This is a genomic window from Microvirga pakistanensis (assembly GCF_004458765.1).
Taxonomy (GTDB): domain Bacteria; phylum Pseudomonadota; class Alphaproteobacteria; order Rhizobiales; family Beijerinckiaceae; genus Microvirga; species Microvirga pakistanensis.
In genome coordinates, this window is the sequence record NZ_SPJX01000299.1 from 1 (window position 1) to 223 (window position 223).

The window sequence follows — 223 nt, forward strand, 5'->3', positions numbered from 1 at the left end:
GCTTCGCGCGCCAGGTCTCGGATATAGGCGGCGTGGGCCTGACCAGCCTCACCCGCCTCCGAAAAACCAGTGGCGAGGATCGAGGCGACCTTGACCCCCACCTTTGCGCAAGTCTCGACTGCCGCGATCGCCCCCTCGGTTCCGGAAAGGATATAGGCGTGATCCACTGGTCCGGGCAGCGCCTCGAGAGACGGCCAGGCCCGCTCGCCGAGCACCGTGCCGC

The 223-nt window shown here is 68.2% G+C and carries 1 pseudogene; it reads right to left on the minus strand.

Annotated elements, in window-relative coordinates:
* Positions 1–223: pseudogene (locus E4K09_RS29820) on the minus strand (acetate--CoA ligase family protein); the annotation flags it as partial.